Annotated in this window: 12 protein-coding genes; 6 read left to right on the plus strand and 6 right to left on the minus strand. The window is 62.9% G+C overall.

Translation table 11 applies throughout. The features are described 5' to 3' along the window. Positions 1–7 precede the first annotated feature (7 nt). The 6 genes from gyrB to dnaA all read right to left on the minus strand — a co-directional run bounded on the left by gyrB (position 8) and on the right by dnaA (position 8,427). Positions 8–2,092 (minus strand): DNA topoisomerase (ATP-hydrolyzing) subunit B, encoded by a 2,085-nt coding sequence (gyrB, locus tag FS787_RS10300; RefSeq protein WP_144672331.1) that lies wholly within the window; start codon positions 2,090–2,092, stop codon positions 8–10. Between the two features lie 432 nt (positions 2,093–2,524). Continuing rightward, complete coding sequence (locus FS787_RS10305) at positions 2,525–3,088, minus strand: DUF721 domain-containing protein (protein ID WP_144672332.1); 564 nt, start codon at positions 3,086–3,088, stop codon at positions 2,525–2,527. Further along, entirely contained in the window at positions 3,085–4,302 is a 1,218-nt protein-coding gene (recF, locus tag FS787_RS10310; protein ID WP_144672333.1) for a DNA replication/repair protein RecF, read from the minus strand. The genes FS787_RS10305 and recF overlap by 4 nt, the downstream gene beginning before the upstream one ends. Before the next feature lie 26 nt (positions 4,303–4,328). Beyond that, positions 4,329–5,213, minus strand: coding sequence for a phosphogluconate dehydrogenase (NAD(+)-dependent, decarboxylating) (gnd, locus tag FS787_RS10315; RefSeq protein ID WP_144672334.1), 885 nt, complete (start codon positions 5,211–5,213; stop codon positions 4,329–4,331). Positions 5,214–5,336: 123 nt separating this feature from the next. Next, complete coding sequence (gene dnaN / locus FS787_RS10320; protein WP_056428737.1) at positions 5,337–6,461, minus strand: DNA polymerase III subunit beta; 1,125 nt, start codon at positions 6,459–6,461, stop codon at positions 5,337–5,339. A gap of 544 nt (positions 6,462–7,005) precedes the next feature. Continuing rightward, the gene (gene dnaA / locus FS787_RS10325; protein WP_056428740.1) at positions 7,006–8,427 is read right to left on the minus strand and encodes a chromosomal replication initiator protein DnaA; all 1,422 of its coding nucleotides are present in this window, start codon (positions 8,425–8,427) and stop codon (positions 7,006–7,008) included. Positions 8,428–8,890: 463 nt separating this feature from the next. On the opposite strand from dnaA, the gene rpmH reads away from it, so the two are divergent. From rpmH to rsmG, 6 genes are read left to right on the plus strand one after another with little or no spacing between them, the layout of a single operon-like run. Continuing rightward, positions 8,891–9,028 carry a 50S ribosomal protein L34 gene (gene rpmH / locus FS787_RS10330; protein ID WP_003800212.1) on the plus strand — a complete coding sequence of 46 codons (138 nt, stop codon included), beginning with the start codon at positions 8,891–8,893 and terminating at the stop codon, positions 9,026–9,028. Positions 9,029–9,069: 41 nt separating this feature from the next. Further along, positions 9,070–9,480 carry a ribonuclease P protein component gene (rnpA, locus tag FS787_RS10335; RefSeq protein ID WP_082492643.1) on the plus strand — a complete coding sequence of 137 codons (411 nt, stop codon included), beginning with the start codon at positions 9,070–9,072 and terminating at the stop codon, positions 9,478–9,480. Next, a complete protein-coding gene (gene yidD / locus FS787_RS10340; protein ID WP_056428743.1) occupies positions 9,473–9,868 on the plus strand; it encodes a membrane protein insertion efficiency factor YidD in 396 nt (131 codons plus the stop codon). The genes rnpA and yidD overlap by 8 nt, the downstream gene beginning before the upstream one ends. Before the next feature lie 16 nt (positions 9,869–9,884). Next, positions 9,885–10,865 (plus strand): membrane protein insertase YidC, encoded by a 981-nt coding sequence (gene yidC, locus FS787_RS10345; protein WP_144672335.1) that lies wholly within the window; start codon positions 9,885–9,887, stop codon positions 10,863–10,865. Continuing rightward, the gene (locus FS787_RS10350; RefSeq protein WP_144672336.1) at positions 10,865–11,455 is read left to right on the plus strand and encodes a R3H domain-containing nucleic acid-binding protein; all 591 of its coding nucleotides are present in this window, start codon (positions 10,865–10,867) and stop codon (positions 11,453–11,455) included. The genes yidC and FS787_RS10350 overlap by 1 nt, the downstream gene beginning before the upstream one ends. Positions 11,456–11,472: 17 nt before the next feature. Beyond that, on the plus strand, positions 11,473–12,123 hold the full coding sequence (gene rsmG, locus FS787_RS10355; RefSeq protein WP_144672337.1) for a 16S rRNA (guanine(527)-N(7))-methyltransferase RsmG: 651 nt from the start codon (positions 11,473–11,475) through the stop codon (positions 12,121–12,123). Positions 12,124–12,183 lie beyond the last annotated feature (60 nt).

Here is a 12,183-nt window from a genome sequence, read left to right on the forward strand (position 1 = left end):
ATGGCCGCTAGATATCCAGGAACCGAACGTCCTTGGCGTTCTGCTGAATGAAGTTTCGGCGCGATTCCACGTCCTCGCCCATCAGGGTAGAGAAGGTCTGGTCCGCGGCCAGGGCGTCGTCCATGGTGACTTGCAGCAGGGTGCGGTGTTCCGGGTCCATGGTGGTGTCCCACAGCTCCGTGTAGTCCATTTCGCCAAGGCCCTTGTAGCGCTGGATGCCGTTGTCCTTGGGGATGCGGCGGCCGGCGGCCTGGCCGGAGAGCAGCCGGGCATCGCGTTCGCGGTCGCTGTACACGTAGTCGTGCGGCGCGTTGGACCACTTGATCCGGTAAAGCGGCGGCTGCGCCAGATAGACATAGCCGTTTTCAATCAGCGGGCGCATGTAGCGGAACAGCAGCGTCATCAGGAGGGTGGTGATGTGCTGGCCGTCGACGTCGGCATCGGCCATCAGGACGATCTTGTGGTAGCGCAGCTTGCTGAGGTCGAAGTCCTCACCAATACCCGTGCCGAACGCGGTAATCATGGACTGGACCTCGGCGTTGCCCAGGGCCTTGTCCAGCCGGGCCCGCTCCACGTTCAGGATCTTTCCGCGCAGCGGAAGGATGGCCTGGGTTTCCGGGTTGCGGCCCCGCTTGGCGGAACCGCCGGCGGAGTCGCCCTCCACAATGTAGACCTCGCACTTTTCCGGGTTCTTGGAAGAGCAGTCCGAGAGTTTGCCGGGCATCCCAAAGGACTCCAGCGGGCTCTTGCGGCGTGCGTTGTCGCGGGCTTTGCGTGCCGCCATCCGGGCCTGGGCCGCGGAGATGGCCTTGCGGATGACGTCGCGGGCCGGGCCCGGATTGCGTTCGAGCCAGTCGCCCAGTCCATCCGTAACGACGCGCTGGACGAAGCCCTTCACTTCGGAGTTGCCGAGCTTGGTCTTGGTCTGTCCCTCGAACTGCGGTTCGGCCAGCTTGACCGAAATGACAGCCGTGAGGCCTTCGCGGATGTCGTCACCGGTGAGGTTGTCATCCTTTTCCTTGATGATGCTCTTCTCCCGCGCATAGCGGTTGATGAGCGAGGTCATCGCGGCGCGGAAACCCTCTTCGTGGGTACCGCCCTCGTGGGTGTTGATGGTGTTGGCGTAGGTGTGGACACTCTCGGAGTACGCGTTGGTCCACTGCATCGCCATTTCCAGGGCGATGTGGCGTTCGGTGTCCTCGGTTTCGAAGGCGATGACGTCCTCGTGGACCACATCGACCTTTTTGCCGGAGTTCAGGTGCTGCACGTAGTCCAGCAGCCCGTTGTCATACTGGTAGACCACGGTGTGGAACTCGGCGGGAACTTCGCCTTCGGTCGGGACAACGTCGAGATCCAGGTCCCCGTCGTCGGACGGTTCCTGCGCCGCCTGCCGTTCATCGGTGAGTGTGATGCGCAGGCCCTTGTTCAGGAAGGCCATCTGCTGGAAACGGGCGCGGAGCGTTTCGAAATCGAAATCCGTCACTTCGAAAATGCCGGCATCGGGGTAGAACGTCTGGGTGGTGCCGGTTTCGGTGGTCTCCTCACCCTTGACCAGGCTGCCCTGCGGCTTGCCGCCGTCGGCGAAGGACATCCGCCACACGTGGCCCTGCCGGCGGACCTCGGTGTCCACCCGGCTTGAGAGTGCGTTGACCACGGAGATGCCCACGCCGTGCAGGCCGCCGGACACGGCGTAGCCGCCGCCGCCGAACTTGCCGCCGGCGTGCAGGATGGTCATAACGACCTCCACGGTGGGCTTGTGCTCCGTCGGATGCATGTCGACCGGGATGCCGCGGCCGTTGTCGACCACCTTTACGCCGCCGTCGGCCTGCAGAACGATCTCGATGTGGGTGCAGTATCCGGCCAGGGCCTCATCGACCGAGTTGTCCACCACTTCATAGACCAGGTGGTGCAGACCACGAGGCCCTGTGGAACCGATGTACATGCCGGGACGTTTCCGGACGGCTTCCAGGCCTTCGAGCACCGTAATGTCGCTGGCGCCGTAGCCGTGGGGAGTTGCAGCTTCCGGCGGAGTGTCCGCCGCTTCAGCCGCTACTGGTTCCACTGCCGGGATCTCTGCATTGTCGTTAGCCACAGGCGCTTTCGACTCCTCTTTTTCGGTAAAGGCCGGCCGTTGCCGCTTCCCGGAGGAAACAGCGACTGCCAACGGGCACGTCACTGACGGCGCCGGCTGTGAAGCTGGCTCGAGGATCCGTCTACCGCACGCGGATATTGCGTCGGAAACGGACTCAGTCAACGTTTCACCGGCGCCCAGTTATCTTCCCCGATTCTACCGTGTTATAGGGGCGAAACCCGCATTCTGGGGGCTCAAACGGGGAGGAAAGTGCCGCTGGGAGGCCGCAGACTCCACCTGCAAGGCTCCAGGGGTACCGGACTAGGGTTCCTATACGGCTCCCCGGCGTCCAAGCGCCCTACACGCCGCTTGCGGATTTTTCAAGAGTTTTGCAAGGAGTGCTTCAGACCTGGTGGTCCGAGAGCCGCCGGTGGTGTCGGGAATTACCCGGAATCATCCGTACGTGTCCCGCGGACCACGTCCGTTGACGGTTCGGCCGCCCTTGCGCCAGCTTGGCGCCGCAGGTCCGAGGACCTGGATCTTCGTCACAACTCCGCCGCCCAGTTCCGTGCGGAACTTCTCCAGCAGGCTGATGCTGAGCAGGCGGAGCTGAGTGGCCCAGGCGGTGGAATCGCAGCGGACGTGGAGGGTGGTGTCGGTAAAACTCTCCGGCGTGCAGTGGGCGGAGATCTCCGGTCCCACGAGCGTTGGCCACTCGGCCATCACCGATCCAACTGCCACCGGTGAGCTCCAGCCGCGCTCCGCGACGAGCCGGCCTACCACTTTCCCGAGACCCATCGGGTCCCGGCCGGTGCCGTGGAACTGGCTGAAGCCGCGGGTGCCGCCGGTACTGCGGCCGGGTTTCTGCGGCGTGGTGCCGGGGCGCGGCGGCGCTTTGCGCCGGATTTCTCCCCGGGCCGCTGCCGCTTCGCGCATTCTGTTCAGCGCTGACTGGGCAGCATCGATATCGTCGGGATCGCGGCCCGGTTGCAGGCCTCCGTCGGTGTCCTTATTCATCGATCTTCCCGCTCATCGATTCCTCCGGGGACAACTCTCACCCGCCGGCCGGCCAGTTCCACCGGGATGTCATCGTCGACGGCGGCAGTCACCAGCACCTGTTCCGCGCCGGATACTATTGCCGCCAGTTTACGCCGCCGCTGGACATCAAGCTCGGCAAAGACGTCGTCCAGGATCAGGATGGGGGCGGAGCCGCCGGTGCGTGCATCATCGAGCATCACGTAGTACGAGGCCAGACGCAGGGACAGACACATGGACCAGGTTTCTCCGTGCGAGGCATACCCTTTCGCAGGGGCGGTGCCGAGGGTGAGTTCCAGTTCGTCGCGGTGCGGGCCGACGAGGGAAATCCCCCGTTCAAGTTCCTTGCGCCGTGACGCGGTGAAGGCCTGGACGTAGCGTTCGGTGAGTTCGTCCACGGAGAGCCGGCGCAGGTCCTCGGCAGGAGCGGCGGATTCCCCGGCGGCAGCGGGAGCAGCAGCGGAAGCCGGCGCGGCGCCGTCGTCCTCCAAGGCCCCCTGCAGAGTGGAGCGGTAGATGGCCCCCGCGTTTTTGGACCCGTCGGTGAGCTGCGCGTAGGCGTTGTTGAGGTGGGGGCGGAGCCGTTCCACCAGTTCAAGCCGCGCATGCAACAGTTCGGCGCCAGCCCGTGCCATGTGCTGGTCCCAGACGTCCAGGGTGGCCTCATGTCCGCTCGTGAACTTGCCGGCGCGGGCTGATTTCAGCAGCGCATTGCGCTGCTTCAGCACCCGGTCGTAATCGCTCCGGGTGGCTGCGTGCCGGGGAACCAGGCTGACCAGGAGTTCATCGAGGAAACGGCGCCGGCTGGACGGATCGCCTTTGACCAGGGCGAGGTCCTCCGGGGCAAACAGCACGGTCTGGCAAATGCCCAGGATGTCCCGGGCCCGGACCGGATTGCTGCGGTTGATCCGGGCGCGGTTGGCACGTGAACTGTTGATTTCGAGTTCCAGCACCGTCGACTGCTCGCCGCGGACCAGCTTGGCGCGGATCATGGCCCGCTCTGTGCCGAAACGCAGCAGCGGGGCATCGGAACTGACCCGGTGGGAGCTGAGCGTGGCCAGGTAGCCGACGGCTTCCATGAGGTTGGTCTTGCCGATGCCGTTGGAGCCGACCAGCACGGTCACGCCGGGTTCGAAGCTCAGTTCAACCTGGGCGTAACTGCGGAAATCGGTGAGCGAAAGTTGTTCTAGGTACACGCCGGATTCAGTATTTCAGGGCGGGGCTATTTGGCCGGACGGGTCGCATGCCCGCCGAACTGGTGGCGCAGCGCGGAAACCATCTTCATCGCCGGTGAGTTGTCCTCGCGCGAGGAGAAGCGGGCAAAAAGCGCTGCCGTGATGGCCGGGGCGGGCACGGCATTGGCGATTGCTTCCTCCACCGTCCAGCGTCCCTCGCCGGAATCCTCGACGTAATCGTCAATCGAGGCCAGGCCCGGATCCTCATCCAGGGCCTTGACCATGAGGTCCAGGAGCCAGGACCGGACGACGGTTCCTTTCTGCCAGGCTCGGAACGTGCCTGGCAGATCGGTGACGATGTCCTTGGCGGCGAGGAGTTCGTATCCTTCCGCATAGGCCTGCATCAGTCCGTACTCAATGCCGTTGTGGACCATCTTCGCGTAGTGGCCGGCACCGACGCCGCCAACGTGGACGAAACTGTCGGCGCGGTCTCCTTCGGGACGGAGGGCATCGAAGACGGGCATCGCACGCTCAATATCTGCAGCGTCTCCGCCGGCCATCAAACCGTAGCCGTTTTGCAGGCCCCATACGCCGCCGGAGACACCGCAGTCGGCGAACCGGATGTTCTTTTCGGCCAGCGCGGCACCGTGTTTCTGGTCCTCGGTGAAGCGGGAGTTGCCGCCGTCGATCACCAGGTCGCCGGCGTCGAGCCTGTCACCCAGGTCGGTGATGACGGCATCGGTGATTTCGCCGGAGGGGACCATTACCCAGATCAGCCGCGGCGCCGGGACGGCGGCGATGAGTTCTTCCAGCGTCGCGACGTCGGTGATGTCCGGGTTGCGGTCAAACCCGGTGACTTCGATTCCACCCTTGCGCAGCCGTTCGCGCATGTTGAAACCCATTTTTCCAAGGCCGATCAGTCCAATGTGCATAGTGCGGGTTCTCTTTCTGCATTGGGTGTCGGTTGTCGTTTTGGGGCCCAGAACGACAACAGCCTGGGCCGACGCCGCCCGGGTTCCCTGGCCGAGCTTGCGAGGCGAGGGTGGCGGTGGGGACTAGTTGGGCAGCCGGACCGGCATGACCAGGTAGCGGTAGTCGCCCTGGTCCTCGCCGTCGGCGTCGTTCTGCGCCGTGATCATCGCCGGTTTGGGGGCGCTGGTGAAGGAGAACCGTACGAACTTGGTTTCGATGACACTCAGGCCCTCGATCAGGTAGTGCGGGTTGAAGGCAACGGTGATGTCCTCGCCGGTGAGCTGGGCTTCGAGCTCTTCCGAAGCCTGAGCGTCTTCTCCGGTGCCGGCGTCCAGGTGCAGCTGGCCTTGGGTGAAGGCGAGCCGGACCGGGGTGTTTCGTTCTGCGACGAGTGAGACGCGGCGGACGGCCTCGACGAGTTCGGAGGTCTGAACGGTGGCGTGGATCGGTGTGGATTCGGGGAACAGCGAGCGGATCTTGGGGTAGTCGCCATCGACCAGCAGGGACGTGGTGGTGCGGCCGCCGCTTTCGAAGCCGATGAGCCTGCTGTCGTCATCGGCGAGGGCCAGGTTGATGTCGCCGCTGCCGCCCAGGGTCTTGGCGACTTCGTTGAGGGTCTTGGCTTTTACCAGAGCGCTGGTGGAGATGCCCGGAGTGACGGGCTTCCACGGGACCTCGCGCATGGCCAGCCGGTACCGGTCGGTGGCCAGGAGCGTGATGAGGTCGTCCTCGATCTCCATCCGCACGCCGGTGAGGATGGGCAGGGTGTCGTCCTTGCTTGCCGCGATGATCACCTGGGAGACAGCCTGGGCGAAGGAATCGCCCTGGACGGTTCCGCTGATGGGAGGCAAGGCGGGAAGCGGCGGGTATTCAGCTTCCGGCATGGTGGCCAGGTGAAAGCTGCTCCGGCGGCAGGTCAGGGTGACTTTGTTGCCGTCGGTCTCGATTTCGACCGGCGCGGAAGGGAGGCTGCGGCAGATGTCTGCCAGCAGGCGGCCGGAAACCAGGATGGTGCCTTCGGTGGTGATGTCTGCAGGAATTTCGAGCCTGGCGGACGTCTCGTAGTCGAAGCTCGAAAGGCTGACGGTACCGGCTTCAGCCTTGAGGAGCAGGCCGGAAAGTACGGGTACTGGCGGCCGCGGAGACAACGACCGGGCGGTCCAGGTCACGGCTTCTGCCAGGACGTCCCGTTCGACTCTGAACTTCACGGAAGGGTGCCGCCTTTCATTGCTGCTGTCATCACTGGTAGCCGGGCCACAGGCCCGGCAGGGAACCACAAAAGATGTCCAGGACGGACACACTGCAGACAGCTTAGCCGCAAGAAGTGTGATTCTCCCATCCCCGGGTTACATCCGTGTGGTTCGGCAGGGCCCGCCCGGTGCCCGTTTCCGGCCGGGGCCGGGACGGTCCTGGGCTGTGTGCGGAGTCCGGCGGGAAGTTGTTATTTGAGGGAATTTCATTTTCTAGGGATTAGTAGTGTTAATAACTGCTGTGGATACTGTGGATAACCCTGTTTGACGTTGTGATTCCGCGGTTAAGCCCTGTTCATGGGCTGTGGGCGGAGCAGGTTTTAAACAGGGTGTGGATGGGGATAACATTTTTGGCCGTTCCGCTGATCCACAGACGCCTTAAGGGTTTTAAGCCCATTAACCGCGGTTGTCCCCTTAACTATCCACAGGCTTGTCCACAGGTGCCTGTTAATAAGGTAAGAGTGCGCGGCGGGTCAGGACATGAACGAGCTCAGGAACCGGCTCAGGAATTGCGCTGCTGCTGCTTGATCCGGTTGGTCAGCTCGGTGACCTGGTTGTAGATCACGCGGCGCTCCGCCATCAGTTCGCGGATCTTCCGGTCCGCGTGGATGACCGTCGTGTGGTCGCGGCCGCCGAGTTCCTGCCCGATCTTGGGAAGGGACATGTCCGTGAGCTCGCGGCAGAGGTACATGGCGATCTGCCGGGCGGTCACAAGGGTCCTGGTCCGCGACTTGCTGCAGAGCTCTTCCATGCTGAGCTTGAAGTAGTCGGCGGTCTGCGTGAGGATCTGCGCGGAGGTGATCTCCTGGGCGCCGTCGTCGGTGATGAGGTCCTTGAGCACCATCTCGGCGAGAGCGACGTCGACCGGCTGGCGGTTGAGGCTGGCGAAGGCCGTCACCCGGATGAGGGCACCCTCGAGTTCGCGGATGTTGCTGGAAATTTTCGAGGCGATGTACTCCAGGGCATCGTCCGGCGCGGACAGACCCTCGCTGAGGGCCTTCTTCCGGAGGATCGCGATCCGGGTCTCGAGTTCCGGCGGCTGGATATCGGTCAGCAGGCCCCACTCGAACCGCGACTTCATCCGGTCCTCGAAGCCGGCAAGCAGCTTGGGCGGCTGATCGGAGGTGATGACCACCTGCTTGTTGTTGTTGTGCAGGGCGTTGAAGGTGTGGAAGAACTCCTCCAGCGTCCGGTCCTTGCCGGCCAGAAACTGGATGTCATCGATCAGCAGGACATCGACGTTGCGGTACGTCGTTTTGAAGCTGGTGCCCTCGTCGTCACGGATCGAGTTGATGAAGTCGTTGGTGAATTCCTCGGAGTTCACGTAGCGGACCCGGATCCCGCTGTAGAGCCGGCGGGCGTAGTGACCGATCGCATGGAGCAGGTGGGTCTTGCCCAGACCCGAATCGCCATAGATGAACAGCGGGTTGTAGGCCTTGGCCGGTGCTTCGGCCACCGCGACGGCGGCAGCGTGGGCGAACCGGTTGGAGGAACCGATCACGAAGGTGTCGAAGACATACTTCGGATTGAGGCGACCGAATTCGTGGGAAGTGCTCGGCAGCATCGGCTGGGGCTTCAGTTCCACTGAGGGATCGGCCACCAGGGACAGCTCGACGGCGGGTTCGGGCTCCGTATGGAGCGGCACCAGATCGGTGTCGACGTCGATCGCGCAGCGGATTTCGTCGGAGAAGACGTTCCGGAGGGCGTCGTCGAGGGCCTCCTTCACCTGCGTCTGCAACACTTCGCGGGTGAGTTCATTGGGGACGGCCACCAGCAGGGTGGAACCGATCAGGCCCTGGGCCTGGGCGAGGATAACGAAGCCACGCTGTCGCGGTGAAACCCGGTGATCGTTCTCCAGCAGGCTCACAACCCGCCGCCAGGAACTTCCGACAGTGTTGGCTTGGTTGGCTTCGTCTACTGTCATCAATCAGTTCCTCAAACTTGCTTGCCTGCATTACCTGCAGCCACAAGTCCTGAACCAGTGCGCTGGCCCCGGCTTAATCCACAGGGTTATGCACAGTCCGTGGATAATCGGCTACTGGGACACTCTAGGCGATCAAAAGTCCAGAAGATAGCTGGGATCTGTCCTGTGGATAATCACACCGTTGTAGTTCGAAATCGGGGTGCGTGACGTGGTTCATCCACAGGCTGAGCGAGTAGTTAGCCACAGTTGGGGAAAGCCGGTGAGGCAAGAGCCGGTTTGACTCAGGCGGGCGGCAAGCCCTAACGTTGTGAAGTCCCATGTGTACGCTTTTCGCCTCATTTGAATCTCTCCCGACGCCTCGCGTCTTGCGAGTCGAGGGAAGCGGCACATACAAAACTTAGCGTCGACCAGTTCTTCCCCTTGATCGGGTGGGCGCACCTTTGATCCCACTGGAGTAACTAACGTGAGCAAGCGGACTTTTCAGCCGAATAACCGCCGTCGAGCCAAGAAGCACGGCTTCCGCCTTCGTATGCGTACCCGTGCCGGCCGTGCCATCCTGGCAGCCCGTCGTGGCAAGGGTCGCACCGAGCTGTCGGCCTAAATAACTGACTCGTCGGTCCACATCCCTGTGCGAGTGTAAAGGTGCTGGCCACCCGCAACCGTCTGAGGACATCAACCGATTTTTCAACAACTGTACGTTCCGGTGTCCGCAATGGACGCCGGAACGTAGTGTTATATACGGCAGCTCTCGCTGCCGACGAACCAAGCCGGATCGGATTCATCGTTTCCAAGAGTGTCGGGAACGCTGTGGTCAGGAACCTCGTTAAGAGGAGACTGAGAGAAGTCGGTGCTTTGTCGTTGCAGAAATACGGCAGCGGGTTTGCCATCGTGGTCCGGGCTTTGCCGGCCTCGGCGGGTGCCGGCTGGGACCAGCTGCGGGCAGACTATGACGCCGCCTTGGAAAGCAACATGAAACGGCTGGGCAGGAGCCTTCCGAAGGCTGCTTCTTCAGTTTCTTACGAGACAACACAGGAAGGGACCCCGCGTGCGTAACTCAACTGCCGCCGTCGTCCCTCCTGCAAGATCCGCAGCAGTTTGGCTGGGCCGGGCAGTCTGGAACTTGCCCCGTAATATCCTCATTCTGCTGCTTCTGGCGTACCGCAAGGTGATCTCACCGCTGTACGGCCAGGTTTGCCGCTTCTTCCCCAGCTGCTCCGCCTACGCGCTTGAAGCCATCACGGTGCACGGCGCGGTCAAAGGAAGCTGGCTCGCGGCCAGGCGTCTGTTGCGCTGCCATCCCTGGAATGCCGGTGGTGTGGACCATGTCCCCGCCGGAAAATGCGAGTGGCCCGCAGACCGCACCCCCACAATTGTTGTGCTGAACAACCCGGACAAGTACCTGGCTGCTCAGACTGATGGAGAAGGCCGCTCTGCGGCCTGACGAATAGGGATATCGTATGGACTTCTTTGAAACAATCATGTTTCCGTTCAAGTGGCTTGTGTCCGCCATCATGGTGGTCTTCCACGATGGCCTGAGCGCCATCGGCATGCCCGCCGCCAACGGCTGGACGTGGACGCTGTCCATCATCGGACTGGTGCTGGTGATCCGGGCCGCCCTGATCCCCGTGTTCGTCAAACAGATCAAAGCCCAGCGCGGCATGCAGCTCCTGCAGCCTGATCTGAAGAAGCTTCAGGACAAGTACAAGGGCAAGACCGACCAGCTGTCCCGTCAGGCCATGGCGCAGGAACAGATGGCCATGTACAAGAAGCACGGAACCAACCCGTTCTCGGCCTGCCTCCCCATGCTGATCCAGATGCCGTTCTTCTTTGCCCTCTTTACGGTTCTCTCCGGCATCACGACGGCGGCCGACAGCGGCAAGGGCATCGGCGCCATGAGCCACGAGCAGGTGGTGCAGTTCGATGAGTCGAGCATCTTCGGCGCCCCGCTCTCCGCGACCCTGCTGCACGGCACCCCGCCTGGCGGCAACGTGGTGGCCGTGTGGATCCTGTCAATCGTGATGATCCTGGCCATGACCGCCTCGCAGTTCATCACTCAGAAGCAGATCATGGCCAAGAACATGTCCGAAGAGGCCATGGCCAGCCCGTTCATGCGTCAGCAGAAGATGATGCTCTACATCCTGCCCATCGTCTTCGGCGTGGGCGGCATCAACTTCCCCATCGGCGTCCTGATTTACTGGACCACCACCAACCTCTGGACCATGGCGCAGCAGTTCTTCGTCATCCGCCGCATGCCGACGCCGGGATCCCCCGCCGCCAAGGCCCTGGCCGAGCGCCGTGCCGCGAAGGGTCTGCCCGCCCTGCCGCTGACGGGCGCCAAGAAGGCCGAGGCTGAGGCGGCCGAAGCCGCCGCTGCCGCTGCCCTGGTAGCCAAAAGCCAGCGCGTCCAGCCACAGCGTAAGAACAGGAAGAGGAAGTAATGTCCGCCGAAAGCACAGAACACGCTATTTCCGCCGTAACCACCGAGGAACAGGACGACGCTTTGAGCGCCGTCCAGAATTCTGACGAAGGCTCCGAGGATTCGGAAGGCAAGGGCACGTCCGCCAGCCGCCTGGAAGAAGAGGGCGATGTTGCTGCGGACTACCTCGAGGAATTGCTGGACATTGCCGACATCGATGGCGACATCGACATTGAAGTCCGCAACGGCCGCACCTACATCTCGATCGTTGCTGAGGAAGAAGCAGCCGGTCTGGAGAGTCTGGTCGGGAAGGACGGCGAAGTCCTCGAAGCGCTTCAGGAGCTGACCCGTCTGGCTGTCCTCTCCGCAACGGAAAACCGCTCACGACTAGTGCTGGACATCAACGGCTACCGCTCGGAGCGGGCCGGCGAGCTGCAGAAGATCGCGGAAGACGCCGTCGCGTCCGTTAAGGACTCCGGCGAGACCGTGGCCCTGGCACCGATGAGCGCCTATGAGCGGAAGATCGTGCACGACGCCGTCGCTGACTTGGGACTCATCAGCGAGTCCGAGGGCGAAGGCGCTGACCGCCACATCGTCGTTTCCGCCGACTGAAGCCGCCGGATAGCTTGATGGTTGAAATTACCGCGGCCGAACTGCAGGCCGCCCAGACTATCTTTGGGGACCGCCTGGACCTGGCAAAGCGCTATGTTGAGCACCTGGCCACGTCAGGGACGGAGCGGGGCCTGATTGGCCCCCGCGAAATTCCCCGGCTCTGGAGCCGCCACGTGCTGAACTGCGCCGTGATCGAGAGCCAGATTGCCGAGGGAAGCCATGTGGCCGACGTCGGCAGCGGTGCCGGCCTCCCCGGCCTCTGCCTGGCCATCGCCCGGCCGGATCTGGAACTAACACTGATCGAACCCCTGGAACGCCGGGTTGTCTGGCTGCAGGAAGTGGTGGATGATCTTGGGCTCGACAACGTCACCATCATGCGCACCCGCGCTGAGCTGGCTGTCGGACTGGTCGACGCCGACGTTGTTACCGCGCGCGCCGTCTCGGCGCTTACCAACCTGGCCGGACTCACCATTCCGCTGCTGGCGGGCAAGGGTGAAGTGGTGGCCATTAAGGGCCGCAGCGCCGGCGAAGAAATAGAAAAAGCCGCCAAGGTGATCCGGAAGCTGGGCGGCACCCAGACGTCCGTGGTGCTGGTGGGCGAGGATCTCCTCGAAGAACCCACAACCGTTGTCCGAATCGTTGTGAATAAGCCTCAAAAGATTGCCTAGCCTCAGCCCGGTGCCCTCGGACTCCAACGGTAAGAGGTTAGGCTAGTAACCGGCAGCAAG

Source organism: Arthrobacter sp. U41 (assembly GCF_007679325.1).
Lineage (GTDB): Bacteria > Actinomycetota > Actinomycetes > Actinomycetales > Micrococcaceae > Arthrobacter.

Bases quoted from the DNA above. Each gene is read 5' to 3' on its own strand.
- FS787_RS10305 (WP_144672332.1), bottom strand. From the start codon at position 3,088: ATGAATAAGGACACCGACGGAGGCCTGCAACCGGGCCGCGATCCCGAC.
- gnd (WP_144672334.1), bottom strand. From the start codon at position 5,213: ATGCACATTGGACTGATCGGCCTTGGAAAAATGGGTTTCAACATGCGC.
- dnaA (WP_056428740.1), bottom strand. From the start codon at position 8,427: ATGACAGTAGACGAAGCCAACCAAGCCAACACTGTCGGAAGTTCCTGG.
- yidC (WP_144672335.1), top strand. From the start codon at position 9,885: ATGGACTTCTTTGAAACAATCATGTTTCCGTTCAAGTGGCTTGTGTCC.
- FS787_RS10350 (WP_144672336.1), top strand. From the start codon at position 10,865: ATGTCCGCCGAAAGCACAGAACACGCTATTTCCGCCGTAACCACCGAG.
- rsmG (WP_144672337.1), top strand. From the start codon at position 11,473: ATGGTTGAAATTACCGCGGCCGAACTGCAGGCCGCCCAGACTATCTTT.